Origin of the sequence: Burkholderia sp. R-40, assembly GCF_049942845.1 — a bacterium.
Classification (GTDB): domain Bacteria; phylum Pseudomonadota; class Gammaproteobacteria; order Burkholderiales; family Burkholderiaceae; genus Burkholderia; species Burkholderia ambifaria.
Map to the genome: position 1 here is coordinate 1,157,363 of NZ_CP187967.1, position 25,569 is coordinate 1,182,931.

The following is a 25,569-nucleotide window of genomic DNA, read 5'->3' on the forward strand; positions in this document are numbered from 1 at the left end:
GGGCGGTTCAGACTGTGACTTGGTAAGCGGTCGTCGGGACGACGACCGGATCGTCTTGGAACACGTTTACCGCAACGAACAAGAGGGCGGCAACGACCGTCCAGCGGAAGATCGGCGACTTCTCAAAGTTGCTTTGGCGGGCGGGTTCGGATGGGGTGACGCGGGGTGCCTGCTCGTCGCGGAGCCAGTCCTGACGGGCTTCCGCGTTCAGATCATTGGGTTTCATGGTGGGATCTCCGGTTGAGCGTCGGGCGACGCGACAGTCGAAGTATCCCCGTTAGGATATTTGTATGTCAATCCCCATCGGGATATTTATGCCTGAGAATACCCCGCAGGGGATGGCGGGGCGATGGGGTTATTGGCGTGAGGCGCGGGTGCGACTGCTAAAGGGGGCGAGTAGCTGGCCCGCGAGTACGGTGGCGCAATCGAGCCACGGTATCTCGTTGACGTACGCGAAGGCGAGTAGCGCAACGGCTGCCATTAAGCCGACTACAGCATATCCGCGCTGCCGGCCGCCGGGCTTTGGCTTTCCCTTTGTGTGGTGGCGAATTCGGGCCGACAAGTGTCCCAGGCCGTCGAGCATGTCGTCGGCGAGATCGGCTTCGATTCCTTTGGCGGAGATGCTGATCGTTCCGTCGGCCTGCATGGTCACGCAGGCGATTGCAACGATCGACTCTTCGGCGTGCCGGGCTAGCTGGTCGCGAAGATGTTCGCGAATTGCGCGGTGCCGAAGATTGAGGTCGTGATTCGAAAGGTGGTAGACGTTATCGGCGCTGCTTTCTGGTCTCTCGGAATGCTGTTTCGCGGCGTGGTTTCTCATTGCTCACCGTTTCATTTGATAATGGACGTTGAGCAGCCACACCGGCGCGGCGTCTAGATTCGCTTGTCGCCGGGACTTCTTCTGAGATGCTGAGGGAGCCGTCGTCTTCAACGTGAACGGCTTCCGTCTGGCTCAAAACGAACTCGATGTAGCTCTCGATCTTGGCTTTCTCGGAGGGCGGTAGCGCGGCCACAAGCGATCGATTGAAGCGCAGCAATTCCTGCTCGACTTCGTCATCCATGAGGAGCGATCCGGGTGGCACGCCGATAGCCTCGGCGATCGCTTCAATAACGAAGAGCTGGGTGTCGACTTCACCCTTAAGTACGCGGGCAATACTGCTCTGGGCCACGCCAGCGGCTTTGCCGAGCTGCACTTGCGTGCGGATGTTTTCGTTCGCCTCCATGTGCCGGCGAATGTTCCGCGCCAAGATTTTCCGAAGCGGCATCTTATTCATGGCTGCATATTGCCGCGAAAGAGCAATCCCTTGCGAGATATTGGCCTGGCGGTAGGCGTTGAGTGTATATCCCGAATGGGATATTATTGGGGCGGTCATCATCCAAGGATCGTCCGATGCGGAACAACAAAGAACCGATGCTCGCAACCGTGCTGCGCAACCTTGACGCAGCCAAAGGCGCGTGGCCGGAAATTTCCCGCCAATGCGGCATCCCTTACCAAACGCTGACAAAGATCGCTCTGCGCATCCATCGTGATCCGCGCGTGTCGACCGTCCAGGCGCTCTACGACCACTTCGCCGATCACCCGGTATCGCGCGCGGCACAACCTGCGGTGCATTGACTTCGTCCGTTTATCCATTGGCCGAATCGTAATCGTGGCTCGTGCGCCGCGACAGGATGAAAGCCGCTTCCGCTCAATACCCAATATGACCTGCCGATACGACAGTACCGAATGGCTGGACGTGCTCTATACGTCCGTTCGCAACACGCCCGGTGGTGTCGCCGACGCGGCGAACCACCTCACGGTCCGGCGCGGGAAAAACATCACGCCGGAATCGCTTCGTCTGCGCCTGCGTGGTGTAGGCGACAGTCGCTTGTCGATGGAAATGTTCGAGCTGCTGATCGAATGGATGCAAGAAAAGACCGAGGCAAAGGCGCACGCGCTCGATGCGCTCCATGCGCTGAATGCGCGTTTCGGGCTGGTTGCCGAATACGTCGACGAGCATGGCGCTGATGACGACATCGGGCCGGGTGTCGACGTGCATCTGGTCTCGACCGCCTTGCACCTTCAGGCTCACGTCGGCCGCGTCGCAGACGACGTGACGCGCGTTCTTGGGGAGCAGCGCATCGATGACGGCAGGGCGGAGCAGATCATCGCGACCGGTCGCAAGGGTCAGCGTCTGTTCCAGCGCTTGATCCATGCTGCTCGTAACCTGGCCGCACGTCGCCGTCGTCGTCATGGAGCGGTTTAAGCCCGGCATGGAGTGCTGTCGTCCGGACCGTGAGCATATCGGCCTTTGCTGCTCGCTTGAGCAGCAATCGGCGTGCGCTGTCACGACGCTCGCATCCCGATTCGAGTATGCCCCCGCCGAAGCGGGGCGCTTGCTATCCGAACTGATCGCCGCCTTCCCCGATCGCCTCGCTCCGATTCTCGCGGAAGCGAGCGCAGCCGGGCGCGTGCGCTTGTTCATCGAGCGAGCTGCGCGCGCATGCGCCGCGCTTGCGACCAAGGCGGAACGTCACGCGTTCCGCGACCAGCTTACCGATCGTCTCTGCGCGCTGGACCTTGCCGCGTTCGACGATCTCATGTCGGCGGAATGGCGTCGACTGCGCGGCAAATAACCGGAGACAGATGTGAACGTGAACGGGATCAGTAGCGCGTTGCGACGCAGCGCATCGCAGTACAGCCGCTCACCGAGCGGACGGCAGTGCTATGCGGCCGGGCGGGCCTCATGGCGAAGCTTTTCTCACAAGGTCGAGCGCGACCGTCGTCTCGTCGAGTTGGAGACCGCTCGGCGTGCGAGTTAGCAGGGAACCATTCAACGAATTGTGATCTGGCCGCGACAAGCGGCCAAAGTAACTTTGATCGAGGGAATTTTTGTATGGCGACACTGGACCAGATTATTCAGCAACTGCGTGCTGCGGGTCATCCCGACCTGCCCGCCGGGCATCCGATCGCGGACGGCAAACATCACCGGTACGGGCCGCGCAAGAAATACTGGTATCAGCTTCGCGAGATTGTCAGCAAGGGCGCGGTAATCGGCTATGGCGGCACATTCGGCCATTTCTCGGGCGACGATCCGGGCACCGAGCGATTCGAGTGGAGCGGCGCACCGATGAGCGAGGAAGTGCTCGCGGAGACGCGTCGCCGACAGGAAGCCGCCGACCGTGAGCAGGCAGAGCGTGATGCGCGTCAGGCGAAGCTCGCCGCGAACCGCGCGCGAGATCAGTGGAACCGCGCGGCAGAGCATGGCGAGTCCGCCTATCTAGAACGCAAGCGCATCACGGCCGAAGGCGTGCGTTTCGATGCGGACGGCACGATCTTCGTACCGATGTATCAGTACGGCGACGACGCTCGTCTTGTCGGCCTGCAGAAGATCACGCCGGACGGCGCGAAGCGTTTCAACAAGGGCATGGAAAAGAAGGGCGCGTCGTATCTGCTCGGCGAGGTCGGCGCAGACGACCAGATCGTGCTGGTCGCCGAAGGCTACGCGACCGCGCGCTCGATCCGCATGGCAATCGACGAGGCGTTTGCAGTCAATGTCTGCTTCGACGCAGGTGGCATCCTCCCGGCCGTGCGCTACCTGCGTGCGACGTATCCGGATGTGCACGTGCTGGTCTGCGCCGACGACGACTGGAAGATCGAGCAGCGCATGCGCGACTGGCTCGCCGACGAATTCGCTTTCCGGGGTGAACTGGTGTTTGGTGCCGACCCGGTGCGGGTCGAGGCGAAGAACACGTGGTACATGGTCGCCGCGTCACGCCGTCGTGACGACAATGGCGTGCCGTATGTCGAGGTGAGCTACGGAAATGACGTGATGCCGTTGCGCCGTAAGCGCTTCGAGAACACGGGCCTGAAGCGTGCGTACGAGGCGGCAGCGACGGTCGCCGACGTCAGCGTCGTCTATCCAGCATTCGCCAATCGCGGCGAGCGCAAGCTGACCGATTTCAACGACCTGCACGTCGAAGAGGGCATCGACCCTGTCCAGGCGCAAGTGCAGGCGGCAATCTTGCGCGTCATCGCACCAGCGAACGAAGAGATCCGGCCAGCGACGGTGGCGGTGTCGACCGCGGACGACACGCCGACGAAATCCGTCGCGACGTCCGCTGCCGCGAAACAGCCGGAATGGGATGGCCGCGAGGCCGAGAACGGCGCGCACACGTGGGAGCAGGATCTCGCGCGTTCGGACAAGGGCACGCTGCTGCCGACGCTTGGCAACGTGCACATGATCCTGTCGAATCACAAGGCATGGCAGGGGGTCATCGAGCAGGACGACTTCGGTGGCCGCGTGATGAAGCGCAAAGCGCCGCCCTTCCCGCAGGGCGTGAAGGGCGAGTGGACTGACATGGACGATCAGCGCTGCGCGCTTTGGTTGTCGCAGCGATACGGCCTCTCGGTGCGTACCGATATCGTGATGAATGCAGTCCTGTTGGTGGCGGACGCGACGCACTTTCATGAAGTGCGCGAATACCTCGAAGGGCTGACATGGGACGGCGTGTCGCGCGTGCGATCGATGCCGTCGACATACCTCCGTGTGGCCGACAGCGAGTATGTGCAGCTCGCGTTCATGAAGTGGATGATCGCCGCCGTCGCGCGCGTGATGGAACCGGGCTGCAAGGTCGACAACGTCCTGATCCTCGAAGGCAAGCAGGGGCATCGCAAATCGACGGCGCTGAAGGTGCTGGCCGGTGCACCGTGGTTCACCGATACGCCGATCCAGATCGGCAACAAAGACACGTACGCGGTGCTGGCCGGGAAGTGGGTGATCGAGCTGGCCGAGCTGGACTCGTTGAACAAGGCCGACTCCTCGGCGGTGAAGAGCTTCTTCGCGACGGCCGTCGATCGGTTCCGCAACTTCTACGGCAAGCGGGCGACCGACGTCCCGCGTCAGTGCGTGTTCGCCGGCTCGGTCAACTTCGACACGTACCTGAAAGACGAATCAGGCAACCGGCGTTACTGGCCGCTGCGTGTCGGCGGCCTGGTCGACATCGACGGCATTGTGGCTGTCCGCGAACAGCTCTGGGCGGAAGCCGTGCACCTGTATCGCTCGGGCGTCGTGTGGCACGTAGAAGAGCATGAGCGCCCGCTGTTCGAGATCGAGCAGGCGGAGCGCTATGAGGGCGACGTGTACGAGGACAAGATCGCCAAGGCCCTGGAATTTGTGTCGCGCACGACGATGGAAGAGATCCTCGCGGACATTCTGAAGCTCGATACGTCGAAGTGGACGCTGGCCGAGCAGCGCCGCATCGGCAAGGCGTTGAAGTCGCTCGGGTGGGTGCGCAAGCGCGAGTCGACCGGATCGCGCGGTTGGTACTACGTGAAGGAAGAGCAGGAGCCGGAAGCGGAGCGCGAACTGGTCGCAGCGGGTGATGACGACAGTCCGCTGTGATCGCGTGGCGCGCTGTGCCTGCACGGCAAGCGCGCCACTTGCCCCGTCTTGGCGCGCTGTGGACGTCCCATGTCCCAATGTCCCAAGGCGCGGTCTCGGGCGCGGGTGCGGGGGCGCGACATGCGCGACGTCAGCGGCGCATGTCGCGCATGTCGCAGGCGCGCACCCCTGCAAGCCTTTTCCCTTGGGACATTGAGACATTAGGACGAGTAGGAGAGAGTGATGATCGATTTGAAAGAGCGGGTGGGCGTTGCGATGAGCGTTCGTGGTCAGTTCACCGACCCGATTGCCGATCCTAAAGTTACTTTGGGCGCGCTCGCCTTTGCGAACGATCTCGGGAGCTTGCTGACCCGAATCAAGGCCGGGCCGATGCCGACGTCTGCGATGGTTCGACGCGCGACGTTGCTGTTGGCGCAGATGATCCGGACGTCGGGCCGATTCAAGCGTGCGCGGTTCACGGGCCTGTCGCGCGACGAGCGGCGCGATCAACGTGCGGGCCATGCTGTCGAGCGTTCGAAGGTCGACATCGTCGAGCGGTTCGCGCTGCGATTGCTGGACGAGTGGGTGAACGATCAGTGTGTCGAGTGCGAAGGGCGCGGCGTCGTGCGTCGCGCGCGTCCCGTCACGACGTCAACGCACGCATGTGACGTATGCGGGGGCAGCGGGAAGGTGTGTGTATCGGAGGAGCGCATCCCGTTCTTCGAAGGGCGTAACGGACCGCTGGTCTTTCGGGAATACGAACCATGCGACGACTGCAGTGGGATGGGGCGGATCGCTGCGTCGCCGGTTTCGGATGCGAAGGGCCGGCACATTTGCCCCGACTGTTCCGGTTCCGGCAAGCGGCAGGTCGACGACGCTGGCCGGGCGCACGCGCTCGGCGTATCGCTCGATGAGTACCGGAAGAATTGGTCGTGGCGCTTTCACGACATGCTCGCGCTGTTGGATACGGTGGATGGATCGGTGTACGACACATTGCGTCGTCAATTGCGAGGATGAAACGTATTCCATTTCAAGAGCGGATCGCTTAAACTCTGCACATCCTTTACCGCGTCACTGGATAAATGAGCGGCCGCATACTCGTGTCGCAACCATCGCCTGACAGGCGTACTGAATCGCGGGAGCGCCGCGACCAACAACGATAACTGTCTGTCGGGATCTGTTGGGAGGGCGTTCGCCCTTACGAAATGAATATCGAAGCCCTGAGTGCGAAAGCCCTCAGGGCTTTTGTTTGCGGCCTCAGGCAACTATTGCGGTGACATTGTTAACCGTCACGGTCAGATGGACTGCGCTGCTGTTCTCGAAAATCTGGACCTGGGTAGTGACCTGTTTCGGGTCTGTGGCTTTGCGGACGGTCGCGGTGTAAGTGCCAGCGTTTATTGCCTGAGCTTCCCCAATTTTAGTCATTGCGTTGACTCCTCCCCAGCCTTTCGTTCCGATGGCGACTGAAGTTACGTCTTCCTTTTCGCTCCCGGTCACGTGCACTGTGATGTTGGGCATGGTGTCGACTCCTTCTGAATGGTTGATCGATCGTCGAGAGCATTCTGGAATGCCCGGACGTGTAAAACTTAGGCGGTAGATGAGGCGAACAGAATAGGTCATTAGTAGAGGTTGGCGACACGGGAAGCCGGTGCGTGAAGCAACAGCAGCGCAGTCCGATGTAAGTTGACATTTGAATGAATTCCTAAGCCCTGAGTGCGAAAGCCTCGGGGCTTTTTGCATTGGAGCGCGAAATGCGAACAAGGTCAGGAGATGCCTCGGCGGTCGCTATTGTTGGTGAGCAGATCGCAGCGGCCATCGACGAAGCGGCTCAAAACGATCTGCGTTCGTTCGGGATAGCGGGAGAGGAAGAATTAGATGCGCTTAGGGTGCTGTCAGCGGCGCTAAGCGCGTCGGAAGATTTCAGCACGTCGGTGTCAGCCGTCTTGGCTCGGGGCGCGGTGCGATTCTGGTGCGATCTCGTTGCGCCTACCTAGTTTTTGTGCAGGCGGGGACCCTACGGGCATCGCCACACGCGGGGGCTCGCACCCGCGTTTTTTCTCTACTGGCGAGTCTCCATAGGGGGTCATATTCATGCCGACTCAGCAGCAGATTGCCGAGCACCTAGACCTAGACCAGTCGGCCGTTTCGCGATTCGTCGATAAGGTTCGGCTCGATTACCGAGCGGTGTCGATCGACGAGATCCGCGTCGCCTACATTCGTCACTTGCGCGAGGTCGCAGCCGGGCGCTCCAGCGAGACCGGGATTGATCTCGTCGCCGAGCGGGCGATGACGGAGCGCGTCGATCGCGAGATCAAGCTGCTGACGCTCGCTGAGAAGAAGGGGCAGCTCGTCAATGCGGCGCAGCTCGAACAGGCGTACGGCCTGATGGTCGGCGCATTTCAAACGGAGCTGCTGTCGCTGTCCGACAAGCTGGTGCAGGAGCTGCGCACGCTCTACGGCGTCGAGGTGGACGTCGAATGGTTGAACGAGCATATATATGGATGCCTTGAGCAGCTTTCTGAATACGACCCAGACAGTCCACGCGGTGATTCGTCGAATCGCGAAGATGCTGCGTCCGCCGGAGCGGATTGCGACGACGGAGTGGGCGCGCAAGAATCGTAGGTTGAGCGCGAAGGGATCGGCCAGCCCCGGCCGCTATAACCCGAATATCACGCCGTGGGTGTTCGGCATGCACGACGCGCTGGACGATCCGACCGTGCAGAAGGTCGTGTGCATGAAGTCGGCGCAGGTCGCGTGGACGGATGGCGTGCTGCTGAACTACATCGGTAAGCGGATCGACGTTGACCCGTGCCCGATGATCGTCATGTTCCCGAAAGAGAAGACGGCGAAGAAGTTCAACCTGGAGAAGTTCGAGCCCATGGTCGAGGTGACGCCTCGCCTGTCGGCGAAATTGCCGGTTCACGCGGCCCGCGACAAAAACAACTTGTGGGATCACAAGACGTTCGCGCGCGGCTTCCTGAAGTTCATCACGTCGAACGCGCCGGACGAAGTGAAGTCGACGCCGGCCCCGGTGGTTGCGGTCGAGGAGCCGGACGACGCGAATACGAACGTGCGCGAGCAGGGCGATTCGATCACGCTGCTGGAGGAACGGAACAAGAGCTATTCGGCGCGGCGACGCAAGATGATCTTGGGTGGCACGCCGACCATCGACGGCCTATCGCGCATCCAGCAGGCCTACGCGGCATCGGATCAGCGCGTGTATCTGGTGCCGTGCCCTGATTGTGAAGAGGAGCATGAGCTGGCGTGGGAAAACGTCACGTGGAGCGAGGACGCCGAAGTCGTACATGAGGTCTACGGCCGCGCACAACCGGAGACGGCTCGTTACACCTGCCCGCATTGCGGCTCTCTGTGGGATGACGCGACGCGCATTCGTGCGGTCCGTCGCGGGCGATGGGTTGCGACGGCACCGTTTCACGGCGTGGCCGGCTTCCGCATCAACGAGCTGGTGTCGCCGTTCCCCGGCTCGAACATGGCCGAGCTGGTCAAGAAGTGGCTGACGGCCGACAAGGCGCTGCGCGAGGGCGACGATACGAAGATGCGTTCGTTCGTGAACAACTCGCAGGGCCGGGCGTACAAGTACAAGACCGATCTGCCCGAGCTGGACGTGCTCGCGCAACGTGCGCTGCCATACGCGGAGCTGACGGTGCCGCTCGGAGGTCTGGTGTTGACGCTCGGCGTCGACGTGCAACACGACCGGCTCGCGGTCGTCGTGCGTGCATGGGGACGCGGCGAGGAAAGCTGGCTCGTCGTGTGGGGAGAAATTTACGGCAACGTGACGGAGCAGCAGCAAGACCCGATGACGGGCGGTGTTTGGGGCGCGTTGACGATGCTGCTGTCTCACGCATACCGCCATGAGAACGGCTGGCTGATGCGTGTACGGGCAACGTCGATTGACTCGTCGGACGGAGCGACGTCGGACGCGGTATACAAGTACGTGCGCGCGGCGCAGAAGGCTGGTTACAACGTCATGGCCGCCAAGGGCAGCAGCAACGTAGACGCGGAGATCTTCAGCGTGCCGAAAGCGTCGATCGACTCGACGCGCAACAACAGCAAGGCGGCGAAGTACGGATTGCGCCCGTATATGGTCGGCGTGAGCCGCGCGAAGGACCTGATCCTCGAAAACCGGCTGAAGCTCGAAGGCGATGGGCCGGGCCGCATGCACTGGTATAGCGGCGTGCGCAGCGACTACCTGTCGCAGCTCACGGCGGAGGTCAAGGTGCCGGGGCCGCGTGGAGGTAAGCGCGTGTGGAAGAAGATCAGCTCGCGCAACGAGGCGCTGGACTGCGAAGCGTACGCGCTGCACGCGGCCCGTAGCGTGAAAGTACACCTTATGACCGAGGCGCACTGGCAGGTCGAGCAGCATCGTGCATCGCAGGTTTCACTGTTCGATGCGGTCCCGGTGCTGGAGGCATTGCCTGCGGCGCTGCCGGCCGAGGTACCGCCCGATCCGCCGGAGGTGCCAGAGATTATCGAGACGCCGCGGCCGTCGCCGCAGGTAGCAAAACCCACCGAAACCCCGCCTCCGAGCGGGGTTTCGCGCATTCAGGGGCGTCGTGTTGGTCGCTCGACGTACCTGAAGCGGCGCTAAACGAGGGAATGGCATGGCATACACAAAACAGGATCTGCAGAACATCCAGTCTGCAATCGCGAAGGGCGAGCTGGAAGTCCAGTATGCCGACCGGCGCGTGAAATATCGCTCGATCGGCGAGCTGCGCGAGGCACGCACCGAGATCATTCGCGACCTGAACGGCGCGGCCGGGCGTTCGTCGATCGTCCGGATTCGCCACGCCGGCAAGGGGGTGCGATGAAGGCGGGCTTTCCGTCACTCGCGCGGCGCGGATTCGTGGTGCCGACGCGGCTGAAGGCGGCGGCATATGAGTCGGCGAGCACGACGGGCGCACGGGCGAAGTCGTGGCGTGCGTCGAGCGCGGGACCGAACGCGGCGGCGGCGCAAAACTTGCCGTTGCTGCGCTCGCGCGCTCGCGACGCGATTCGCAACGATCCGTGGGCGAAAACGGCGATTGCACGACTCGTATCGAACACGATCGGGAACGGTATTCAGGCGCACCCAAAGCATCCGAACGACGCAGTGCGGAAGATGCAAAAGCAACTTTGGGAGGATAGCTGCGAGGAGATCGACGCGGACGAACTGTTCGACATGGCGGGTGTGCAGACGCTTGCCGCACGGGCGTTTTTCAGTGACGGCGAGGTGCTGGTTCGTCGCCAGTTCCGCAGTCCGAGCGAGGGCTTGGCGGTCCCGATGCAGATCCGGCTTCTCGAAGGCGATCTGCTGCCGATGGAGAAGAACGAGATCGTCCCCGGCGGGGGCGAGATCGTCAACGGCGTCGAGTTCAATGCGGACGGTCGACGCGTTGCGTATCACCTGCTGCAGCGTCATCCCGGCGAGTACGGGCGTGCGTCGACGGCCAGCATGCAGACCGTTCGCGTGCCGGCCGACGAGATCGCGCACGTGTTCCTCGCGCTGCGGCCCGGCCAGGTGCGTGGTGTTCCCGAGCTGTCGACCGTCCTGCTGCGGCTCAAGTCGCTGGACAACTTCGACGACGCGGTGCTGTTCCGGCAGGAGGTCAGCAACCTCTTTGCCGGATTCATCACGAAGCCGCCCGCCGAGCCGGGCCTCATGAGCGATCCGGTGACCGGCGGCGAAATGCAGTACGACGTCGACGGTTTCTCGCCGATCGTATCGCTCGAACCGGGAAGCATGCAGGAGCTGGCCCCCGGCGAGGACGTCAAGTTTGCGGAGCCGCCGGGCGCGGGGACCGACTACGGCCCCTTCATGCGTCAGCAACTAATGGCTGCTGCGGCGTCGGTCGGCATGCCGTACGAAGTCCTGACGGGCGATCTGCGCGACGTGAGCGATCGCGTGCTGCGCGTGATCCTGAACGAGTTCCGGCGGTCGATCGAGCAGTTCCAGTGGAACGTGTTCATTCACCAGTTTTGCCGGAAGGTCTGGCGCTGGTGGGTCGATGCCTGCGCACTATCAGGCGCGATGCCGATGGCGGATTACTACCGGCGCCGTCGCGACTATCTGCGGGTGCGGTGGGTGCCGCAGGGCTGGCCGTATATCCATCCCGTGCAGGACGTCACGGCGAAGCGGATGGAGATCCGGTCCGGGCTCGCGAGCCGGACAGGTGCAGTGCTCTCGCGTGGTGACGATCCGGAGCAGGTCGATCAGGAGAACGCGGACGATCTCGCGCGCGAGCGCCGGCTCGGAATTCGATATGACACGCTCGATCCGGTCGACGGGGCGGGCGATCTTTCTAATGGGGATGGCGAATGAAAGGGAAGAAGCGGTGGTGGGACATCCGTGCGCAAGCGAACGCGGCCGGTGAGCAAGTCGCCGAGATCCGAATCTACGGCGACATCGGCTTTTGGGGCACGGATGCAGAAGAGTTCGCGTCGATGCTGGAAGAGGTCGCTGCGACGGCGACGTCGATTGTGGTGGCCATCAATTCGATGGGTGGCGACGTATTCGATGCGTTCACGATCTACAACGCACTGCGTCGGCATGCTGGCAAGGTGGCGGGTCGTGTTGACGGTGTCGCTGCGTCGGCCGGATCGCTTGTCTTGATGGCATGCGACACGATCGAGATGCCGTCGAACGCGATGCTGATGATTCACAACCCGCATACGGTCGCGATCGGCGAGTCTACCGACCTGCGCAGGCTTGCGGACCTGCTGGACAGCACGTCCGACAACATGCTGGCGGCATACGTGGAGCGAAGCGGCCGGACCGAGGAGGAGGTCCGCGCGATCATGGATGCCGAAACTTGGCTGACGGCGGCGCAAGCTAAGGAGCAAGGGTTTTGCGACACGATCGCCGAGCCGATTCGCATCGCCGCGTATGCGGGTGCAGCCCGACACGTCGCGCGCTTCTCGGCCGTGCCGGACCCGATCCGCGCGCTGCTCGCCGATGACATCGAGTCGCCGCCTGTTCCTGCGACCCAGCCGAAGGCGAAGCCTGCGCCGCAGGCTGGGCCAGATGTGGCGGCGCTGGCTTCACATGTGTATGCGGCGTGCCGCGACGCGCGCATCGAGCACTGCGCCGAAGGCATCGTACTGGCGACTGGTCTGCGCGATCGCGCGACAGTCGATGCCGCGATCCGAAACGCACAGGACATCGCCGGTATCTGTCTGGCTGCGAGCCTGACCGACCTGACGGCCGGCTTTGTTGCCGACGGCCTGACGCCGGATCAGGTGCGCGCGCGGCTGTTCGAGCGTGTCACGGCCTCGCAGAAGCCGATCAACCATCGTGCTGCCCCGGTTGCGTCGCAAGACGCGCCCGTGGTCGCGAATGCGCCGCGTGCGGCGTCCATCTACGCGGCTCGCAAGAGCGGCAAGTAACTTTGACGTAACCCGAGGAGGGAACACTCATGTCGAACGTGAAGCAACAAGGCGTGCTGCCGGCCGAATTTCTCGTGTCGGAGGGTAACGGGCAGATCTCGCGCGAGCGGATCGTCGTGAAGGCAGGCGCGGCACTGCCGGCCGGGCAGGTGCTCGGCGTGACCAGCACCGGCGAATACGCGCCGTACGACAACGCCGCGAACGACGGTTCCGAAGTCGCAGCAGCCGTGCTCTACGCGCCGCTGGCGGCGTCCGAAGCGTCGCGCCCGGCGACGGGGATCGTCCGGCTCGCCGAAGTCGCTGGCGGGCTGCTCACGGGACTCGATGCAGCCGGTCGCGGGGATCTCGCCGAGCGACACGTGATCGTCCGCTGATCGCAACACACCCCATTCAAGGCCACGCCGACCGCGTGGCCTTTTTTGTATCCATTTTCCCTGTTGGAGGTTGTATGGCGGACATCGCCCTGTTTCAAGATGACGCGTTCTCGCTGTCGTCGCTCACGGCCGCGATCAACGAGCAGCCGCACGTACCCGGCCGCGTCGGCGCACTCGGTCTGTTCGAAGAGGACGGCATCACCACGACGACGATCCAGATCGAGCGCGACGGTGACACGCTGTCGCTGGTTTCGGCAGGCGAGCGCGGCTCTCCGTCGGCGATCGTGGTCGGCAGCAAGCGCACCATGATCCCGTTCAACACCGTGCACCTGCCGCAGCGCGCGTTCGTTAAGGCCGACGAGATCCAGAATCTCCGCGCGTTCGGTTCCGAAACGGAGCTGGAGGCGCTGCAGACGGTCGTGAACCGGCGGCTCGCCAAGCTGCGCCGCCAGCTCGACGCGACGCACGAATTCCACCGCATCGGCGCGATCAAGGGCGCGGTGCTCGACGCCGACGGCAAGACGGTGCTGATCGATCTGCTCCAGTACTTCGGCATCGAGCAGACCGTAATTCCGTTCGAGCTGGGCAAGGCGGACACCGAGATCCGCGTGAAGTGCGTCGAGGTGCAGGACGCCATCGAAGATGCGCTGGGCGCGACGACATACACCGGCGTGCGCGTGCTCTGCGGCCGGGCGTTCTGGAACAAGCTGATCGTCGCGAAGACTGTCAAAGAGACGTATCTCGCGACCGCGATGGCCGCGTCTCTGCGCGGCGATGCGCGCGACGCGCTTGACTTCGGCGGTTGCACGTTCGAGCGCTATCGCGGTCGCGTCGGCGACGTCGGATATGTGGCCGACGACGAAGCGTATGCGGTGCCGGAGGGCGTGCCGGAGCTGTTCATCACGCGCTTTGCGCCGGCCGACTATGTCGAGGCGGTCAACACGACGGGCCTGCCGTACTACGCGAAGCAGGAACTGGCGCAGTTCGGCAAGGGCGTCGACATCGAGGCGCAGTCGAACCCGGTGCACTTGTGCACCCGCCCGAAGGCGCTCATCAAGCTGAAGGCGTGACATGGCGTTCCGGGATCTGATCTCGGACGTCGACGCGGCCGTGCTGCGCGACCTGGGCGACGCGGATGTCACGATCGACGGCCGACCCGTCGAGGGGATGTTCGCGTCACCTTGGCTTGGCCCCGATCTCGGCAGCCAACGCACGCAACTGGTTGCACCGGTATTCCATGTGCGTGATCGCGATGCTGCTGCGGTCCGGCAGGGCAGCATCCTGATCGCGAACGGAGACCGCTATCGTGTGCTTGAAGCGCATCCGGACGGCACCGGCTGGACGGTTCTCATTCTCCAGTAGCCGATATGGACGATCTGAAGATCGAAATCGACATCAAGGAGGCGACGACCGTGCTGCAAGGGTTGTCGCCGTCCGCGATGCAGGCAGCGTGGCGACGGACGTTGCGCAAGACGGCGGGCTGGATCAAGAGCCAGACGGCGAAGGAGGTCGGGGGCGCGACGAAGATCCCGCAAAAGGTGATCCGTCGCCGCCTCTACTTCTTTCTTCGCTCGGCTGACACCGGCAAGGTGTGGCTCGGTCTGAACCCGATCGAGGCGCATCGCCTCGGCAACGCGACGAGGACGCGCAAGGGGATGCGGGTCGGTCGCCAGTCGTTCGAGGGCGCATGGCGGCAAACCACTCGAAAACCTGACGGACCAATCTACGAGCGCGTCGGCAAGGAACGGATGCCTTACCGGATGGTGACGGTCGCGTGGCAGCAATCGGGCGAGCCGGCCTTTCGCCGTGCCGCGAAGGCATGTGAGGCACGGCTGATGGTGATTCTCCGTCAGGAAGTGAACTACGAACTGCAGAAGGTGATGCGACGTGCTTGAGAACCTGAAAGCGCTACATGAGGCGATTGAGCGCGGCATGCGCGCGAAGCTGCCGGCGATGAAGCGGATCGAGGCATACCCGCGTCTCGGCCAGAAGATCGAGACGCCGCTGATCGCGATCGAGCTGAGCGAGTTCGAACCCGGTCACGATGACGGAACGGGCGACGTGGCGCTGATCGCGCGCATGCAGGCCCGTGTGGTGTTCGATCCGATTGAGGACGGCGCGGAGCTGACCGTGCGGGAAGTCGCGGCTCGCGTTGCGATGGTCGTGCATGGCAATACATGGGAACTGCCCATCACGCCGGGCAAAGTCGTGCAAGTCGCAGAAGATCCGTTCCGGCCGCAGCTCGATACGTACTGCGTCTGGCTCGTCGAGTGGACGCATGAATTCGGGCTCGGGATCGACCTGGACGAGATCCCGGATGGGCGAGCACTCGTGTGGGGTGTGGACCCCGACACTGGCCCCGGCAATGAAGGTCAGTACTGGGATCCGGCGGAAGAAGGAGGCGATGGACCATGAGCGACTACGAGCTGGGCGAAATTGATCGCCGCATGGCCTGCATGGTGCAGCACGGGACTGTCGAGAACGTCTCGTATCAGCCGCCACAGTGCCGCGTGCGGATCGGCGATTGGGTCAGCGACTGGATGCCGTGGAAGACTGCGGCAGCGGGCGTTGTTCGCTTCTGGCGTCCTCCCTCCGTTGGCGAGCAGGCGTCGATGTTTGCGCCGTCAGGCGATCTGGCCGGCGCGTACGCGGCTCCGGGCTATTACTCCGATCAGCACGGTGGGTCGGCGCGGTCCAACCCGAACGAGACTGCATGGGACTACCCGGACGGTGCTTCGGAGGTCTATGACCATGACAAGCACGAATACCGCGTCGACGTGCCGGCCGGCGGTCGCATTGTGTTTCGCATCGGCGAGACGGAACTGGAGCTGCGGGCCGATGGTGTGACGTTGCGTACGCAGCAGCTGCTCGGCGACGTACCTGATTCGACGTTCACTGGCAACACGACGACGGAGAAGTTGCTGACTTTCAACGGCGGGATGCAGGGCAAGGGCGGCGGTGACGGTGGCCCAGCCGTCCAGGTCGAGGGCGGGGCGAGCTACACGGACGACGTCGAAATCGGCGGCAAGTCGTTCCTCGGACATAGTCACATGGAAGAGGGCGACGGTGCACCGGTGTCGCCTCCGCTGTAACGCGCACATTCGCAAAGTTGCTTTGCCCCGCTTCGGCGGGGTTTTGTTTTTAAGGGGCTCATCATGGCAAAAGACACTCCGCAGGCTGCAACCCGGCCAATTCCGTCCGTCGCGACGTTTCTTGACACGCGCTTCCGTAGTCGCGTGATCGTCTTCCCGAGCGGCGAGGTTTTGCACGTCCTGTCCGGCGAAGCGATCGCGAAAACGGCTACGCAGATCGAATACCTCGAAGCGCATCCGGACTTCAAGCGGCTTGAGGAGCGCGGATGAGCCGGACTGGTGCGCTCGTCGGCATGGACCGATGGACCGGTGCGCCGATCAGTGGCGTCGCGCACCTTAAGCAGAGCCTCGGCGACATCCTCAGCACGCGCAGGGGCAGTCGGCGGGAATTGCCCGACTACGGCTCGGATCTGCCGCTAATGGTCGACCTTCCGATCACGCGCGGCTGGATATCGGCGGCACAGGCCGAGGCCGCGCGCGCGATTGGCCGATGGGAGCCGCGAATCAAGCTCTCTCAGGTCAAGGTGTTGTCGGTCATTGACGGCAAGCCAACGTTCGCGATCCGTGGCGAATACGACAGTACGGCCGTTGAAATCGAGGTACCAACATGACGATCATTGACCTCGCTTCACTCGATCCGCCCGATCTCGTCGAGGTGCTCGACTTCGAGGCGGCGTTCCAGAAGAAGCTGGAGTATTTCAAATCCATCTATCCCGACTGGACGGCGGCGCTGAAATCGGATCCCGTCGTGAAGCTGATCGAGCTGGCAGCGTATGACGAGATCCGTGCGGCAGCGCGGGTGAACGACACTGCCCGCGCAGTGATGCTCGCATTCTCGACAGGCGCCGACCTGGAGCATCTGGCTGCATTGCTGGATACAGAGCGGGCGGTGGTCGATCCCGGCGATCCGGAGGCGAACCCGCCGATCGACCGACGGATGGAATCGGATGACCGGCTGAAGCTTCGCACGCAGATGTCGATGGAACGTGCGACGGTTGCCGGGCCGTTCGCGGCATATCGCGCACTTGCGATGGATGCGTCGGCTGACGTCCTCGATGTCGCTGTCGACCGGCCGGAACCGGGCACGGTGCGGCTCACGATCATGTCCGCGCGTGGTGATGGGGTCCCGAATCAGGCATTACTCGATCTGGTCCGCTCGAAGGTGTCGCCCGAGACCGTACGGCCACTCAACGACACGGTTCTGGTCGAGCCGGCGATCAAGGTCGAGTATGAGATCGAAGGGCTGATCTATGTCGGTAGCGGACCAGATCCAACCATTGTGCTCGACGCACGGCGCAAGGCGCTCGACGGCGTGGTGTTGAAGTCACGCCGGCTTCGAGCCGGCATGCCACGAACCGCGATCGAGGGAGCGCTGCACGCGCCGGACAGTGGAGTCACGCGAATCGAATTGCGTGCACCGGTTGCCGATGTCGTGTGTGGCTCGCGCGAATTTGCGCACTGTACGAGCATCAATCTGGAGGTCAAGGCCGATGACGCGTGAGCCACTGCTGCCGTCCAACCAGACGCCGCTGGAGGCCGCGCTCGCGCGCGTGCTGCGGCCGAGTATTGATCCAGAGATCTTGCGCACGTTATGGGACGCGGATCGTTGTCCGGCCGCATGGTTGCCGTGGCTCGCATGGGCGCTCGCTGTCGATGGCTGGGAGCTGGCCGAATCTGAGGACGCCCGGCGAGCATTGGTGAAGGGCTCGATGGCGCTGCACCGGAAGAAAGGAACGCCGTGGGCGGTACGCGAAGTGATTCGGCGGCTCGGATTCGGCGAAGTGACGATCATCGAAGGGCGCAGTGGCCGTCGTCGTGACGGCTCGATCCAGCGTAACGGCGAGCAACTGCACGGGAAGGCAAGCGCATGGGCCGAGTACATCGTCAAGCTTGGGGTGCCGATTACCCGTGATCAGGCCGACAAGCTGTGGCGAGCAATTGAGCGTTACGCGCCTGCGCGCAGCCAGCTTGCTGCGCTCGATTATGCGGCCGTTCCGATCCGACACAACGGCGTTGCGCGGCGGGACGGGCAATACACGAGAGGGAGTATTACAACATGACCAATTTGGTTGAGATTGAGCGGTGGGAGGATGGGGTTTACCAGCTCGAAACATCGGATCCCGTCGTCGGCGGTCCGGACGGAATCGACAACCTGCAGGCGAAACAACTCGCGAACCGGACCCGTTACCTGAAAAAGGCGGTTGAGGCGGGTCAAAGTCACTTTGACGAGCACGTTGCGGCGGTCGATCCGCATCCGCAGTACGCAACGCATGCTGATCTGGCGGAGAAGTTGGCCGCGCTGGTAGCGCAGTCCCCGGAAACGCTCGATACGCTCAGTGAACTCGCGAAGGCGCTCGGTAATGACCCGAACTTCGCGACGACGATCACGAATCAGCTTGCGCTGAAAGCGCCGCTTGACTCGCCGATATTCACGGGCGTGCCGAAGGGGACAACTGCGCCGCAGTTCGACAACAGCGCGCGGCTTACAACCAACGAATTCTTGCAGCGTGCGCTGGGGAACTTCAATCTAAGCAGCGGGACGGGCTCCGGTATCAGCGTCGCTGCGACGGCACTCACGAACGACGACATCGGAGGTTTTCATTACTTCAACGGTGCGGCTAGCCAGACCGTCACATTGCCGAGCGAAACGGGCTTGCCTCCGGGGGCTGCGATTGCGTTTCAACGCGGCGCACAAGCCGGATTGACGATCGGCACCAAGAAGGCGAACGCGATCATTGATACCACCGCTGGTCTTGCCTCGTCGATCACACTCATTGCCGGCGAGTTCGTCGTGCTGGTATGGAGCGGCACGTATTGGCAGGCGTTCGGGACCTATACGCAGCGCATGGGGCAAACCTTCGCCAGTTCGCTTGGGACAACCGGTTACCAGAAACTGTCGGGCGGGATGATTTTTCAGTGGGTCACGGGTGGAAGCGATGCGAATGGAAACATGAACGTGACGCTTCCGATCGCGTTTCCAAACGCAGTGCTCGGAGGAATCGCGAACGAGGGTTTTCCGGGCGGATGGGGTGTAAACACCACGACCATCTGGGCCTTCGACATTGCGGGATCGACACTATCGACCGCATTGGCTCGGGTACGCAGCATCGACAGAACAAACGGGCCGAGCTCTTCCAGCGGTATTGCCGGCCGCATCTTTTGCTGGGGAAAGTGACATGGGACAAAAACTCGCCGCGTACAACGCGGAAGGCTACATCACGGCCATTTACGACACGGTCGATAGTCCCGCTCCCGATGGAGTCGCAGTGATCGAAATTACTGCCGACCAATGGCACGATCTCATGCGCGCACAGGCCACCGGAAAGCGCCTTGCGGTCAAAAACGGAGCGCCGATCGCCGTCGATCCGCCACCGCCGACGCGTGCGGAGTTCGCCAACGTCAAACGCGCGCAGCGCGATACCGCTTTGAAGGCAACGGACTGGCTTGTTTCCCGGCACCAGGACGAACAATTACTGGGCGATGGCACGACGCTGACGGCGGATCAGTTTGCGATGCTACTCCGTTATCGCCAGTCGCTGCGAGAAGCCAGCGATCTTCCGGGCTGGCCGAATGCGGACCTGCCGGCGCCACCGCCGTTCGCGACGACCCAACCCAAGGTGACGGTGTAACGCTACTTCCGATTCAAACCTATGTGAGGCCGCTCAATTCGAGCGGCCTTTCTATTTGTAGCTTTCTCGGAGATCTGAATGGCTGCTACTTCTTTCTATCATGGCGTGACGACCGTGCTGGTCGATACCGGCCCGCGCACGATCGCAGTGCCGTCGACGTCGGTTGTCGGTATTGCCGACACCTACACGCCGGGCGCGGACCTCGTTGCACCGAACGTGCCCGTGCGGATCACCAGCGAATACGACGCCGTCGCTGCGTTCGGCGAGGCGAGCGCGATTACGCGCGCGATTCAAGGCATCTACAAGCAGAGCAAGACGGTCATGGTGGCGGTTGGCGTCCCGGCCGATCAAACTGACGCCGAGCTGACGTCCGCAATCATCGGTGGCGTGTCGGCCGGCGGCGTACGCACCGGCATGCAGGCGCTGCTCGACGGCAAATCGCTGTTCGACCTGAAGCCGCGGTTGCTGATCGCGCCCGGACACACGGCCAAGCAGCCGGTCGCAACAGCGACCGACGAGCTGGCAGCGAAGCTGCGCGCAATCGCGATTCTCGACGGGCCGAACAAGACCGACGAGGACGCGATCGCGTACGCGAAGAATTTCGGCAGCAAGCGCCTGTATCTGGTCGATCCCGGCGTACGGTATTGGGACACGGCGAAGAACGCTGACGTCGACGCGCCGGCATCCGCGTACGCTGCGGGGTTGTTCTGTCAGACCGATGCGGCGATCGGCTTCTGGGCGTCGCCCTCGAACAAGGAGATCGTCGGGATCAGCGGCACGAAGCGGCCGATCGAATTTCTCGACGGTGACGAGACCTGCCGCGCGAACCTGCTGAACAATTCGTTCATCACGACGATCATCCGCGACGGTGGATATCGCCTGTGGGGTAACCGCACGCTGTCGGCCGATCCGAAGTGGTCGTTCGTCACGCGCGTTCGCACTCTTGACATCGTGATGGACGCGGTGCAGGCCGGTCACAAGTGGGCGGTCGATCGCGGGATCACCGCGACGTACGTCAAGGACGTCACCGAGGGGCTGCGAGCGTTCATGCGCGATCTGCGCATGCAGGGCGCGGTCATCAATTTCGAGGTGTACCCGGATCCGAAGCTCAATTCGGCGACGCAGCTGGAGCAGGGCAAGGTGTACTGGAACATCCGCTTCACGGACGTTCCGCCGGCAGAAAACCCGATCTTCCGCTTCGAAGTCACGAACGAGTGGCTGACGGAAGTTCTCGACACGCAATCGTAAGAGGTGACGCATGGTCCCGGAAACTCTGAATAACATGGCGCTGTACGTCGACGGACGCGGCTTTGCGGGCCGCGCTCCTGAACTCAGTCCGCCGAAGCTGAAGATCAAGACGGAGGACTACCGCGCGGGCGGCATGGATGCACCGGTCAAGGTCGATCAGGGCATGGAAGGCCTGCAGGCGGCGTTCTCGATGGGGAGCGTCGAGCGCGACGTGCTGAAGTTCTTCGGGCTGGCCGACAACAACGCGTTCAACGCGACGTTTCGCGGCGCATTCCGTGACACTCGCGGCAAGGTGAAGTCGGTTGCGCTGATCATGCGCGGCATGTTGTCCGAATACGATCCCGGCAGCTGGAAGCCGGGTTCCACGTCGGAGCTGAAGTACACGGCCGAGCTGACGTACTACAAGGCCGAGATCGACGGTGCAGTGATCTGCGAGATCGACGTGCTGAACATGATTCGCATCATCGACGGCGTCGATCAACTCGCCGACGTGCGCAAGGCGCTCGGCATGTGAGCGCTGCAGCCGGCCAATGCGCCGGTCAAAGTAACTTTTCGATAACCCGAGGGGCGGTCCGTTGGCCGCCCCTTTGTCATTTCTGAGGTGCTGAATGGAAACCGTGAAGATCACGCTGAAGTATCCCGTCTCGTTCGACGGCGTTGTGCGCAACGAGCTGGTGATGCGCCGCCCGAAGGTGCGCGATATGCGTACCGCAAGCAAGCAGGCGCAAGGCGACGATGAGTTGCGCGAAATCGTGCTGTTCGCGACGCTGGCCCAAGTGGCTCCCGACGATATCGAAGGAATGGACATGGTCGATTACGACGCCATGCAGCGTGCGTACGAATCCTTTCGATCGATTCGTCCGGCTTCCAATCGCGACGGTGAAGGCGCTGGCTCGGCGAATGATGAAGGAGTACGGAACGCAGCCGCAGTCGGTTGACGACATGACGATCGACGATTTGTTGTGGTGGCTGACCGATTGAGCGAGGACTGACATGGCACGCGATATTGCACTTGGCATCGTCATCGGCGGTGCCGTGTCGGCAACGCTCGGTAAGGCGTTTGCCGATACGAATTCGAAGATCGTCGGACTGCGCAAGACTGCAAGCGAACGCGGCATGTGGCAGCGGCAGATTGGCGAGACCATCAAGCTGCAGGAAGAGTTTCGCCGACTACATCTTGCCGGTGACAGCGCTGCGGACGGGATCCGGCGCAAGCTGGACAACAACGTCCGTGCGCTACGTGATGCCGGCTTCGAGGTGGATCGGCTCGACCGCGCGTATGCGCGGCTTGGGCGCACCGTGCGGGGACTTGAGCTGAAAGCCTCCGGTCACGAGCGTCTGGCGGCCGGCCGCGAGGGTATGCGCAGTGCGGCAGGCGACGCGGTGAAGCTCGGGGCCGCTGTTGCTGTTCCGACCGTTGTGTCCGCGCAGTATCAGGCAATCATCCGGGATATCGCCATCAAGGCCGGCATCGCGCGCACCGAGCAGGAGCGCGTGATGTCCGAGCGCATCCGCCGTGACGCGTTGTCGAACGGCATGGGACGCAACGAGCTGGCCGACGCGGTCAACCAGATGGTCGCGGCCGGGATGGACGTCGACCGGGCGCTGAACTTTGGCCCGGCCGTCGCGAAATTCTCGGTCGGTCAGGGTGCGTCGAGCGTTGAGACGGCACAGATGATTCAGGCGCTGCAGCAGAACGCCAACATCGCGGATCCCAAGGCGATGATGAAGGCGCTTGAGGCGATCGCGTACCTCGGCAAGGAGGGCTCGTTCGAATCCGTTGACATGGCCCGATGGTTCCCCGTGCTGCTCGCCGAAATGAAGAAGATCGGCATCACGGGGCAGGACTCCGTGACGCAGCTCGGCGCGATGCTGCAGGTGCAGATGAAGACGGCGGGCAACGCCGACGAGGCGGCGAACAACCTGAAGAACTGGTTCTCGAAGATCGGTTCGGGCGAGACCGAGCGCAACTACAAGAAGGCTGGCGTCGACTACGAAGGGAAGATGAAGGAGGCGATCGGCAAGGGATGGTCGACGTTGGAGGCGTCGTTCGTTCTCGCGCGGGCCTACATCGAACGCGTCGATCCGAAGAAGGCCGCGCAGCTCGCGGCGGTGGCGAAGCAGCTGAACAGCGAGCTGGATCCCGCCAAGCGTCAGGCGCAGATGCGGGCCTTCGAGGACACGATGAAGACCGGCGATCTGTTCAACGACATGCAGGTCAAGGCGGCGTTGACGGCCTACATGCAGAACGCCGACCTTTATCAGAAGCTCAAGCGCAATGCGGCCGACGCGAACGGCGAGATCGACAAGGATCTGGCCGATCGCCGCGCAACGTCGAAGCAGATCTGGAGCGAGGTCGTCCAGCAGTGGGACGACGCGATGCGCAGCATCGGCGACGCGCTGCGGCCGGTGACGGATCTTGCCGGCAAGGTCGCGAAGCGGGCGGGCGAGACGGTGCAGCACGCGTCGGACGCCGCACCTGGCGCGACGGCGGCCGTCGTCGGCGTTATCGGCACCGCGATTGCCGTTCGTGGCGCACGTGCCGCGTGGAATATGGGGCGTGGTGTGCTCGACATCCTGCGCGGCGGTTGGATGGCGCGACGGGGTGGTGGCGGAGCTGCCGGGGGCGGTGCGGCCGGTGGGCGGCTCGGTAAGGCGCTCGACGCGTTGAGCGGGGCTGCCGGGGGCGTTCAGCGCGTATTCGTTGTCAACTTGCCGGGAGGCGGTCTTGGCGGCGTCGCGGGTGCTGCAGGCGACCTGCTTGGCGATCTGGCGGGCGGCGGCTCTGGCGGTGGTCGCGTTCCGCGCGGTCGTCTCGGTCGTGTCATCGGTGCGTTTCGGACGGTCGCCGGCCGTTTCGCGCCCTACGCGGGGCGACTGGCGGTCGCCGGCAGTGTCCTGAAGATCGCATTCGCAGCCAAGGATGCGTATGCGGTCGCGCGCAGTGATCAGCCGACCGCGCGGAAGGCGGAAGGGTACGCAAGCATCGGCGGCTCGCTGGCCGGGGGCGTCGTCGGGGCGAAGCTCGGCGCTGGTATCGGGATGCTCGGCGGGCCGATCGGGGCGGCCATTGGTGGCGTTCTAGGCGGTGCGGTCGGCACGTTTGCCGGCGGAAAGTTACTTGGGGCGATGGCGCGGTGGGCGACGGGCTCGAAGGACGGCGACAGTGATGCGGCGAAGGCGGCCGCGAAGGTGGCGGCCGGCCCGGATTCGCCGCAGTCGCGGCCGTTCAAGGTCGAGCAACAAAACTCGTTTGCTCCGGTGTTCCACATCAAGGTTGAGGGCAGCACGGACACGGAGATTGCGGACAAGCTGCTCGCGCGCATCAATCCGCTGATTCAGCGGACGATGACCGAGTCGCTGGACAAGAGCAACCGATCGGCGATGTTCGATGCGCCGCATCTGTAAGGGGGGTAGATGGACTTCATTTCCAGTGTGACGCAGGCGGCGACGCAGGCGAGCATCGCGTCCGAACGCGTTCGACACGTCGTGCGGGTTTTCGATCGAAACCGCAGCGCCAGTCAGAACACGGTCGACACGTTGACGAAGCTCGCGACGGGGAATCTCACGTCGGCCGCTGACCTGTTGCGCGGGGCGACGAGCCTGCTGTCGGTGGCCGGCGATCTGAGTCCGCAGATCGGAACGGTGATGCGCAGCTTTTCGGCGACGGGGGCGGCCGTGAGCGGCATCGTCAAGATGGTTGGCGGGATCAATCATCCGTTGATCCAGTCGGCCGCGCAGTCGGTCATGGGCGCGTTGGGCGATGCGAAAACACAGTTCTCGGCGTTGGTCGGCGAGCAGACGACGGGCGCACTGCAGTCGTTTGCGCAGACGACGGGCCTCAGCTCGGTCCTTTCCGGCCTGTTCGACAGCGCGACGTCTTCCACCCCTCATCTGCTGACGCTATCAACGGATGACGGGGGCGCGTTCCACTTCGGGCTGTCGACGGCGGCGTACGACAAGCTGCGGCGTTCGACGCGCTTCAAGATCGCATCGCAGGAGCGCTTGAATCGCGAAGAGGCGCAGCAACCCGTGAGTCAGGGCGGCGACACGATCACGCTGTCAGGCGTCGTGTTCCCGTCGCTCGGTGCCGGCTTTCGTCAGCTCGAAGCGTTGCGCTCGATCGGTGCAAAGTTGAAGCCGGTGCAGCTGACGGCCGGCACGGGCGACGTGCTCGGGCGCTGGTATCTGCACAGCGTCGACGAAGAGCAGGAGGCGCTGATGTCCGACGGTGCGCCGCGCAAGCAAACCTACAGCCTGGAGTTCGGCCGCTATGGCGAAGATTTTGCGAACCTCTGACGGGGACATCCTGGACACGCTCTGCTACGCCCATTACGGGACGTTGAAGGGCACCGTCGAGGCTGTGTACGAAGCCAATCCGGGGCTCGCGCGCGAGGCGCAGCCGTTTCGATCGGGCGTCTTGATCACGATGCCCGATCTCGACACGCCGCGTGACGAGCCGATTCAGCTCTGGTCGTGA

General features: G+C 63.2%; 32 protein-coding genes. 28 read left to right on the forward strand and 4 right to left on the reverse strand.

What is annotated here, in order from left to right:
* Positions 1 to 7: 7 nt before the first annotated feature.
* The 3 genes from ACP26O_RS05415 to ACP26O_RS05425 form a co-directional block, all read right to left on the reverse strand.
* Positions 8 to 226, reverse strand: coding sequence for a hypothetical protein (locus tag ACP26O_RS05415; RefSeq protein ID WP_426356303.1), 219 nt, complete (start codon positions 224 to 226; stop codon positions 8 to 10).
* A gap of 129 nt (positions 227 to 355) precedes the next feature.
* Entirely contained in the window at positions 356 to 820 is a 465-nt protein-coding gene (locus ACP26O_RS05420; RefSeq protein ID WP_426356304.1) for a hypothetical protein, read from the reverse strand.
* Positions 765 to 1,376 (reverse strand): helix-turn-helix domain-containing protein, encoded by a 612-nt coding sequence (locus ACP26O_RS05425; RefSeq protein WP_426356305.1) that lies wholly within the window; start codon positions 1,374 to 1,376, stop codon positions 765 to 767. The genes ACP26O_RS05420 and ACP26O_RS05425 overlap by 56 nt, the downstream gene beginning before the upstream one ends.
* A gap of 14 nt (positions 1,377 to 1,390) precedes the next feature.
* Between ACP26O_RS05425 and ACP26O_RS05430 the strand changes: the two genes are divergently transcribed.
* From ACP26O_RS05430 to ACP26O_RS05450, 5 genes are all read left to right on the forward strand, one after another.
* Entirely contained in the window at positions 1,391 to 1,615 is a 225-nt protein-coding gene (locus ACP26O_RS05430; protein WP_059456070.1) for a hypothetical protein, read from the forward strand.
* A gap of 85 nt (positions 1,616 to 1,700) precedes the next feature.
* Complete coding sequence (locus ACP26O_RS05435) at positions 1,701 to 2,246, forward strand: hypothetical protein (protein ID WP_069232778.1); 546 nt, start codon at positions 1,701 to 1,703, stop codon at positions 2,244 to 2,246.
* The gene (locus ACP26O_RS05440) at positions 2,233 to 2,616 is read left to right on the forward strand and encodes a hypothetical protein (RefSeq protein WP_426356322.1); all 384 of its coding nucleotides are present in this window, start codon (positions 2,233 to 2,235) and stop codon (positions 2,614 to 2,616) included. Before ACP26O_RS05435 ends, ACP26O_RS05440 begins: the two co-directional genes overlap by 14 nt.
* Before the next feature lie 260 nt (positions 2,617 to 2,876).
* On the forward strand, positions 2,877 to 5,384 hold the full coding sequence (locus tag ACP26O_RS05445; protein ID WP_426356323.1) for a VapE domain-containing protein: 2,508 nt from the start codon (positions 2,877 to 2,879) through the stop codon (positions 5,382 to 5,384).
* A 222-nt stretch (positions 5,385 to 5,606) separates the two neighbouring features.
* A complete protein-coding gene (locus tag ACP26O_RS05450) occupies positions 5,607 to 6,380 on the forward strand; it encodes a hypothetical protein (protein WP_426356306.1) in 774 nt (257 codons plus the stop codon).
* Positions 6,381 to 6,620: 240 nt separating this feature from the next.
* Here ACP26O_RS05450 and ACP26O_RS05455 read toward each other — a convergent pair whose 3' ends face one another.
* Complete coding sequence (locus ACP26O_RS05455) at positions 6,621 to 6,881, reverse strand: hypothetical protein (protein WP_176307950.1); 261 nt, start codon at positions 6,879 to 6,881, stop codon at positions 6,621 to 6,623.
* A 573-nt stretch (positions 6,882 to 7,454) separates the two neighbouring features.
* Here ACP26O_RS05455 and ACP26O_RS05460 point away from each other — a divergent pair.
* The 23 genes from ACP26O_RS05460 (at position 7,455) to ACP26O_RS05570 (ending at position 25,569) form a co-directional block, all read left to right on the forward strand.
* Positions 7,455 to 7,985, forward strand: a complete 531-nt coding sequence (locus ACP26O_RS05460; RefSeq protein ID WP_212061189.1) for a MarR family transcriptional regulator — start codon at positions 7,455 to 7,457, stop codon at positions 7,983 to 7,985.
* A complete protein-coding gene (locus ACP26O_RS05465; RefSeq protein WP_426356324.1) occupies positions 7,930 to 9,972 on the forward strand; it encodes a phage terminase large subunit family protein in 2,043 nt (680 codons plus the stop codon). The genes ACP26O_RS05460 and ACP26O_RS05465 overlap by 56 nt, the downstream gene beginning before the upstream one ends.
* A gap of 13 nt (positions 9,973 to 9,985) precedes the next feature.
* Positions 9,986 to 10,192, forward strand: a complete 207-nt coding sequence (locus tag ACP26O_RS05470) for a phage head-tail joining protein (RefSeq protein ID WP_006497114.1) — start codon at positions 9,986 to 9,988, stop codon at positions 10,190 to 10,192.
* Positions 10,189 to 11,682, forward strand: a complete 1,494-nt coding sequence (locus ACP26O_RS05475) for a phage portal protein (RefSeq protein ID WP_212061185.1) — start codon at positions 10,189 to 10,191, stop codon at positions 11,680 to 11,682. The genes ACP26O_RS05470 and ACP26O_RS05475 overlap by 4 nt, the downstream gene beginning before the upstream one ends.
* Entirely contained in the window at positions 11,679 to 12,746 is a 1,068-nt protein-coding gene (locus ACP26O_RS05480) for a head maturation protease, ClpP-related (protein WP_212061183.1), read from the forward strand. Before ACP26O_RS05475 ends, ACP26O_RS05480 begins: the two co-directional genes overlap by 4 nt.
* A 29-nt stretch (positions 12,747 to 12,775) precedes the next feature.
* A complete protein-coding gene (locus ACP26O_RS05485) occupies positions 12,776 to 13,120 on the forward strand; it encodes a head decoration protein (protein WP_105833215.1) in 345 nt (114 codons plus the stop codon).
* A gap of 74 nt (positions 13,121 to 13,194) precedes the next feature.
* On the forward strand, positions 13,195 to 14,190 hold the full coding sequence (locus ACP26O_RS05490) for a major capsid protein (protein ID WP_175723050.1): 996 nt from the start codon (positions 13,195 to 13,197) through the stop codon (positions 14,188 to 14,190).
* A gap of 1 nt (position 14,191) precedes the next feature.
* The gene (locus tag ACP26O_RS05495) at positions 14,192 to 14,482 is read left to right on the forward strand and encodes a head-tail joining protein (protein WP_105833213.1); all 291 of its coding nucleotides are present in this window, start codon (positions 14,192 to 14,194) and stop codon (positions 14,480 to 14,482) included.
* A 5-nt stretch (positions 14,483 to 14,487) separates the two neighbouring features.
* Positions 14,488 to 15,015 (forward strand): phage tail protein, encoded by a 528-nt coding sequence (locus tag ACP26O_RS05500; RefSeq protein WP_212061181.1) that lies wholly within the window; start codon positions 14,488 to 14,490, stop codon positions 15,013 to 15,015.
* Positions 15,008 to 15,535 (forward strand): hypothetical protein, encoded by a 528-nt coding sequence (locus tag ACP26O_RS05505; protein WP_212061179.1) that lies wholly within the window; start codon positions 15,008 to 15,010, stop codon positions 15,533 to 15,535. The genes ACP26O_RS05500 and ACP26O_RS05505 overlap by 8 nt, the downstream gene beginning before the upstream one ends.
* Entirely contained in the window at positions 15,532 to 16,212 is a 681-nt protein-coding gene (locus ACP26O_RS05510) for a phage baseplate assembly protein V (RefSeq protein ID WP_212061177.1), read from the forward strand. The genes ACP26O_RS05505 and ACP26O_RS05510 overlap by 4 nt, the downstream gene beginning before the upstream one ends.
* A 63-nt stretch (positions 16,213 to 16,275) precedes the next feature.
* Positions 16,276 to 16,482, forward strand: a complete 207-nt coding sequence (locus tag ACP26O_RS05515; protein WP_212061175.1) for a hypothetical protein — start codon at positions 16,276 to 16,278, stop codon at positions 16,480 to 16,482.
* Positions 16,479 to 16,823 (forward strand): GPW/gp25 family protein, encoded by a 345-nt coding sequence (locus ACP26O_RS05520; protein WP_212061173.1) that lies wholly within the window; start codon positions 16,479 to 16,481, stop codon positions 16,821 to 16,823. The genes ACP26O_RS05515 and ACP26O_RS05520 overlap by 4 nt, the downstream gene beginning before the upstream one ends.
* Positions 16,820 to 17,713 carry a baseplate assembly protein gene (locus ACP26O_RS05525; protein ID WP_212061171.1) on the forward strand — a complete coding sequence of 298 codons (894 nt, stop codon included), beginning with the start codon at positions 16,820 to 16,822 and terminating at the stop codon, positions 17,711 to 17,713. The genes ACP26O_RS05520 and ACP26O_RS05525 overlap by 4 nt, the downstream gene beginning before the upstream one ends.
* A complete protein-coding gene (locus ACP26O_RS05530; protein ID WP_212061170.1) occupies positions 17,703 to 18,272 on the forward strand; it encodes a phage tail protein I in 570 nt (189 codons plus the stop codon). Before ACP26O_RS05525 ends, ACP26O_RS05530 begins: the two co-directional genes overlap by 11 nt.
* Positions 18,269 to 19,387: a gp53-like domain-containing protein gene (locus tag ACP26O_RS05535; protein WP_249180258.1), complete on the forward strand. Its 1,119-nt coding sequence runs from the start codon at positions 18,269 to 18,271 to the stop codon at positions 19,385 to 19,387. The genes ACP26O_RS05530 and ACP26O_RS05535 overlap by 4 nt, the downstream gene beginning before the upstream one ends.
* Before the next feature lies 1 nt (position 19,388).
* Entirely contained in the window at positions 19,389 to 19,841 is a 453-nt protein-coding gene (locus ACP26O_RS05540; RefSeq protein ID WP_175701301.1) for a phage tail protein, read from the forward strand.
* Between the two features lie 78 nt (positions 19,842 to 19,919).
* On the forward strand, positions 19,920 to 21,089 hold the full coding sequence (locus ACP26O_RS05545; protein WP_212061169.1) for a phage tail sheath subtilisin-like domain-containing protein: 1,170 nt from the start codon (positions 19,920 to 19,922) through the stop codon (positions 21,087 to 21,089).
* Positions 21,090 to 21,099: 10 nt separating this feature from the next.
* Positions 21,100 to 21,603 carry a phage major tail tube protein gene (locus tag ACP26O_RS05550; RefSeq protein ID WP_175739597.1) on the forward strand — a complete coding sequence of 168 codons (504 nt, stop codon included), beginning with the start codon at positions 21,100 to 21,102 and terminating at the stop codon, positions 21,601 to 21,603.
* A 94-nt stretch (positions 21,604 to 21,697) separates the two neighbouring features.
* Positions 21,698 to 22,027, forward strand: a complete 330-nt coding sequence (locus ACP26O_RS05555; RefSeq protein WP_426356307.1) for a phage tail assembly protein — start codon at positions 21,698 to 21,700, stop codon at positions 22,025 to 22,027.
* 55 nt (positions 22,028 to 22,082) lie between these two features.
* The gene (locus ACP26O_RS05560; RefSeq protein WP_426356308.1) at positions 22,083 to 24,497 is read left to right on the forward strand and encodes a phage tail tape measure protein; all 2,415 of its coding nucleotides are present in this window, start codon (positions 22,083 to 22,085) and stop codon (positions 24,495 to 24,497) included.
* Positions 24,498 to 24,506: 9 nt separating this feature from the next.
* The gene (locus ACP26O_RS05565; RefSeq protein WP_426356309.1) at positions 24,507 to 25,388 is read left to right on the forward strand and encodes a phage tail protein; all 882 of its coding nucleotides are present in this window, start codon (positions 24,507 to 24,509) and stop codon (positions 25,386 to 25,388) included.
* Positions 25,363 to 25,569 (forward strand): tail protein X, encoded by a 207-nt coding sequence (locus tag ACP26O_RS05570; protein WP_176307939.1) that lies wholly within the window; start codon positions 25,363 to 25,365, stop codon positions 25,567 to 25,569. Before ACP26O_RS05565 ends, ACP26O_RS05570 begins: the two co-directional genes overlap by 26 nt.

Coding starts and splice junctions, on each gene's coding strand:
- ACP26O_RS05555 (WP_426356307.1), top strand. CDS start 21,698: ATGGAAACCGTGAAGATCACGCTGAAGTATCCCGTCTCGTTCGACGGC.
- ACP26O_RS05520 (WP_212061173.1), top strand. CDS start 16,479: ATGAGCCGGACTGGTGCGCTCGTCGGCATGGACCGATGGACCGGTGCG.
- ACP26O_RS05495 (WP_105833213.1), top strand. CDS start 14,192: ATGGCGTTCCGGGATCTGATCTCGGACGTCGACGCGGCCGTGCTGCGC.
- ACP26O_RS05445 (WP_426356323.1), top strand. CDS start 2,877: ATGGCGACACTGGACCAGATTATTCAGCAACTGCGTGCTGCGGGTCAT.
- ACP26O_RS05540 (WP_175701301.1), top strand. CDS start 19,389: ATGGGACAAAAACTCGCCGCGTACAACGCGGAAGGCTACATCACGGCC.
- ACP26O_RS05440 (WP_426356322.1), top strand. CDS start 2,233: ATGGAGCGGTTTAAGCCCGGCATGGAGTGCTGTCGTCCGGACCGTGAG.
- ACP26O_RS05500 (WP_212061181.1), top strand. CDS start 14,488: ATGGACGATCTGAAGATCGAAATCGACATCAAGGAGGCGACGACCGTG.
- ACP26O_RS05510 (WP_212061177.1), top strand. CDS start 15,532: ATGAGCGACTACGAGCTGGGCGAAATTGATCGCCGCATGGCCTGCATG.
- ACP26O_RS05415 (WP_426356303.1), bottom strand. CDS start 226: ATGAAACCCAATGATCTGAACGCGGAAGCCCGTCAGGACTGGCTCCGC.
- ACP26O_RS05420 (WP_426356304.1), bottom strand. CDS start 820: ATGAGAAACCACGCCGCGAAACAGCATTCCGAGAGACCAGAAAGCAGC.
- ACP26O_RS05465 (WP_426356324.1), top strand. CDS start 7,930: ATGCTGCGTCCGCCGGAGCGGATTGCGACGACGGAGTGGGCGCGCAAG.
- ACP26O_RS05455 (WP_176307950.1), bottom strand. CDS start 6,881: ATGCCCAACATCACAGTGCACGTGACCGGGAGCGAAAAGGAAGACGTA.
- ACP26O_RS05560 (WP_426356308.1), top strand. CDS start 22,083: ATGGCACGCGATATTGCACTTGGCATCGTCATCGGCGGTGCCGTGTCG.
- ACP26O_RS05570 (WP_176307939.1), top strand. CDS start 25,363: ATGGCGAAGATTTTGCGAACCTCTGACGGGGACATCCTGGACACGCTC.
- ACP26O_RS05480 (WP_212061183.1), top strand. CDS start 11,679: ATGAAAGGGAAGAAGCGGTGGTGGGACATCCGTGCGCAAGCGAACGCG.
- ACP26O_RS05565 (WP_426356309.1), top strand. CDS start 24,507: ATGGACTTCATTTCCAGTGTGACGCAGGCGGCGACGCAGGCGAGCATC.
- ACP26O_RS05490 (WP_175723050.1), top strand. CDS start 13,195: ATGGCGGACATCGCCCTGTTTCAAGATGACGCGTTCTCGCTGTCGTCG.
- ACP26O_RS05525 (WP_212061171.1), top strand. CDS start 16,820: ATGACGATCATTGACCTCGCTTCACTCGATCCGCCCGATCTCGTCGAG.
- ACP26O_RS05470 (WP_006497114.1), top strand. CDS start 9,986: ATGGCATACACAAAACAGGATCTGCAGAACATCCAGTCTGCAATCGCG.
- ACP26O_RS05475 (WP_212061185.1), top strand. CDS start 10,189: ATGAAGGCGGGCTTTCCGTCACTCGCGCGGCGCGGATTCGTGGTGCCG.
- ACP26O_RS05450 (WP_426356306.1), top strand. CDS start 5,607: ATGATCGATTTGAAAGAGCGGGTGGGCGTTGCGATGAGCGTTCGTGGT.
- ACP26O_RS05425 (WP_426356305.1), bottom strand. CDS start 1,376: ATGATGACCGCCCCAATAATATCCCATTCGGGATATACACTCAACGCC.
- ACP26O_RS05535 (WP_249180258.1), top strand. CDS start 18,269: ATGACCAATTTGGTTGAGATTGAGCGGTGGGAGGATGGGGTTTACCAG.
- ACP26O_RS05430 (WP_059456070.1), top strand. CDS start 1,391: ATGCGGAACAACAAAGAACCGATGCTCGCAACCGTGCTGCGCAACCTT.
- ACP26O_RS05550 (WP_175739597.1), top strand. CDS start 21,100: ATGGTCCCGGAAACTCTGAATAACATGGCGCTGTACGTCGACGGACGC.
- ACP26O_RS05485 (WP_105833215.1), top strand. CDS start 12,776: ATGTCGAACGTGAAGCAACAAGGCGTGCTGCCGGCCGAATTTCTCGTG.
- ACP26O_RS05545 (WP_212061169.1), top strand. CDS start 19,920: ATGGCTGCTACTTCTTTCTATCATGGCGTGACGACCGTGCTGGTCGAT.
- ACP26O_RS05515 (WP_212061175.1), top strand. CDS start 16,276: ATGGCAAAAGACACTCCGCAGGCTGCAACCCGGCCAATTCCGTCCGTC.
- ACP26O_RS05460 (WP_212061189.1), top strand. CDS start 7,455: ATGCCGACTCAGCAGCAGATTGCCGAGCACCTAGACCTAGACCAGTCG.
- ACP26O_RS05530 (WP_212061170.1), top strand. CDS start 17,703: ATGACGCGTGAGCCACTGCTGCCGTCCAACCAGACGCCGCTGGAGGCC.
- ACP26O_RS05435 (WP_069232778.1), top strand. CDS start 1,701: ATGACCTGCCGATACGACAGTACCGAATGGCTGGACGTGCTCTATACG.